This window comes from Caulobacter vibrioides (assembly GCF_002858865.1).
In the GTDB taxonomy this organism is placed as follows: Bacteria; Pseudomonadota; Alphaproteobacteria; order Caulobacterales; family Caulobacteraceae; genus Caulobacter; species Caulobacter vibrioides.
This window is the reverse complement of sequence record NZ_PJRR01000023.1, coordinates 2,501-5,617: the sequence shown is the minus strand read 5'-3', so window position 1 is coordinate 5,617 and position 3,117 is coordinate 2,501. Positions and strand designations below refer to the sequence as shown.

General features: G+C 54.4%; 1 tRNA gene and 2 rRNA genes (1 of these 3 running past the window's edge). All 3 read right to left on the bottom strand.

From position 1 onward, the window contains the following. Positions 1-7: 7 nt before the first annotated feature. Positions 8-84, bottom strand: a tRNA-Met gene (locus CVUC_RS18580). A gap of 67 nt (positions 85-151) precedes the next feature. Next, a 5S ribosomal RNA gene (gene rrf / locus CVUC_RS18575) occupies positions 152-266 on the bottom strand. A 103-nt stretch (positions 267-369) separates the two neighbouring features. Then, a 23S ribosomal RNA gene (locus CVUC_RS18570) occupies positions 370-3,117 on the bottom strand; it runs 41 nt beyond the window's last position.

Sequence of the window (3,117 nt, the reverse complement as noted above, 5' to 3'; positions counted from 1 at the left end):
AGTCCACTGGGTGCGGGGACAGGATTTGAACCTGTGACCTTCAGGTTATGAGCCTGACGAGCTACCGGGCTGCTCCACCCCGCGTCAGGGTGTTTGGTGATTGTGGGGAAGGGTTCTGATGGACTTGTTTGATTTTATATCCTTTTGGCGGACCTGGCGGCGACCTACTCTCCCGCGCCTTGAGACGAAGTACCATTGGCCCAGGGGGACTTAACGACCGAGTTCGGAATGGGATCGGGTGGGGAACCCCCGGCATAGCCACCAGGTCAGCGAAAAGGATATCATCCAGCCTCTTGTGAGGCCGGAGATTGTGAAGAAGACATCAGTGTCTGAAGTAGAGCCATGCGTTTGCATGGGTTTGACTGAAGAACGATCAAGCCTATCGAGCTATTAGTACCGGTAAGCTCCATGCGTCACCGCACTTCCACACCCGGCCTATCAACGTGGTGGTCTTCCACGGCTCTCAGCGAGACCTTGTTTTGAGGTTAGTTTCCCGCTTAGATGCTTTCAGCGGTTATCTATTCCACACTTAGCTACCCTGCTGCACAGCTGGCGCCATGACAGGTCCACCAGAGGTGTGTCCATCCCGGTCCTCTCGTACTAGGGACAGATCCTCTCAAGTCTCGTACACCCACGGCAGATAGGGACCAAACTGTCTCACGACGTTCTGAACCCAGCTCACGTACCACTTTAATCGGCGAACAGCCGAACCCTTGGGACCTGCTCCAGCCCCAGGATGTGATGAGCCGACATCGAGGTGCCAAACTTTGCCGTCGATATGGACTCTTGGGCAAAATCAGCCTGTTATCCCTAGAGTACCTTTTATTCGTTGAGCGATGGCCCTTCCACGCAGGACCACCGGATCACTATGGCCGACTTTCGTCTCTGCTCGACTTGTCAGTCTCGCAGTCAGGCGGGCTTATGCCATTGCACTCGACGACCGATTTCCGACCGGTCTGAGCCCACCATCGCGCGCCTCCGTTACACTTTGGGAGGCGACCGCCCCAGTCAAACTGCCCGCCACGCCATGTCCCGGACCCGGATAACGGGCCGCGGTTAGACGTCAGCAACAATAAGGGTGGTATTTCAAGGATGGCTCCACTCGAACTGGCGCCCGAGTTTCATAGCCTCCCACCTATCCTACACATGTTGCTGCTAACGCCAAGGCGAAGCTGCAGTAAAGGTTCATAGGGTCTTTCCGTCTGACCGCGGGAACCCCGCATCTTCACGGGGAATTCAATTTCGCTGAGCCTATGCTGGAGACAGTGGGGAAGTCGTTACGCCATTCGTGCAGGTCGGAACTTACCCGACAAGGAATTTCGCTACCTTAGGACCGTTATAGTTACGGCCGCCGTTTACCTGGGCTTCAATTCAGAGCTTGCACCCCTCCTTTTAACCTTCAGGCACCGGGCAGGCGTCAGACCCTATACGTCGCCTTGCGGCTTCGCAGAGCCCTGTGTTTTTGATAAACAGTCGCTACCCCCTGGCTTGTGCCACTCTCATCTGGTTGCCCAAAAGAGAGTCACGCTTATCCCGAAGTTACGCGTGCAATTTGCCGAGTTCCTTCAGCATAGTTCTCTCAAGCGCCTTGGTATACTCTACCTGCCCACCTGTGTCGGTTTCGGGTACGGTCTCCGTTGGAGTTATTTCCAGGGACCTGTTCACTGCCAGGAGCAATCCAATAAGCCCTGACAATTTACCAGATCCGTCACTTCCAACTGGTTCAGGAATATTCACCTGATTCCCATCGACTACGCCTTTCGGCCTCGCCTTAGGGGCCGACTAACCCTGCGCAGATTAGCTTTACGCAGGAACCCTTGGGCTTTCGGCGAGAGGGTCTCTCACCCTCTTTATCGCTACTCATGTCAGCATTCTCACTTCCGATACCTCCAGCAAGGCTCACGCCTCACCTTCATCGGCTTACGGAACGCTCCGCTACCGCGTGCACAGAGTGCACACCCATACCTTCGGCGACTGGCTTTAGCCCCGTTACATTTTCCGCGCAGGTTCGCTTGACCAGTGAGCTGTTACGCTTTCTTTAAATGATGGCTGCTTCTAAGCCAACATCCTGGTTGTCAAAGCAAACCCACATCGTTTCCCACTTAGCCAGTACTTGGGGGCCTTAGATGATGGTTAGGGTTGTTTCCCTTTTCACGACGGACGTTAGCACCCGCCGTGTGTCTCCCGGATATTTCTCTTGGGTATTCGGAGTTTGATTAGAATTGGTACAGCTCGCGCCGCCCGCATCCATTCAGTGCTCTACCCCCCAAGGAATTCGTCCGAGGCACTACCTAAATAGTTTTCGCGGAGAACCAGCTATGTCCAGGTTTGATTGGCCTTTCACCCCTATCCACAAGTCATCCGAGAATTTTTCAACATTCACCGGTTCGGTCCTCCAGTAAGTGTTACCTTACCTTCAACCTGCTCATGGATAGATCACCTGGTTTCGGGTCGTCATGCGACGTACTTATTCGCCCTATTCAGACTCGCTTTCGCTGCGCCTACACCTAACGGCTTAAGCTTGCACGGCACATGAAGTCGCTGACCCATTATACAAAAGGTACGCCGTCACCACGCGCGGTGGCTCCGACTGCTTGTAGGCTTCCGATTTCAGGTTCTGTTTCACTCCCCTTGTCGGGGTGCTTTTCACCTTTCCCTCACGGTACTTGTTCGCTATCGGTCATTGAGGAGTACTTAGGCTTGGAGGGTGGTCCCCCCATGTTCAGACAGGATTTCACGTGTCCCGCCCTACTCGAGTCTGTCGCTATTTGACGCTTACGGGGCTATCACCCACTATGGCTGTGTTTCCCAACACATTCAGCTTTATGTCACGACAGCACTGGCCTGGTCCCGGTTCGCTCGCCACTACTACGGGAGTCTCGGTTGATGTCCTTTCCTCCGGGTACTGAGATGTTTCAGTTCCCCGGGTTTGCTTAATGAACCCTATGTATTCAGGTCATTATACCTTGTCTGATCAACCGATCGTCGCTCTGCCCGGAGGCAAAGCAAAGTCGGGTGACCATAAAGGTGGGTTTCCCCATTCGGAGATAGCCGGATCAAAGGGTGCTCGCGCCTCCCCGGCTCTTATCGCAGCGTGCCACGTCCTTCATCGCCTCT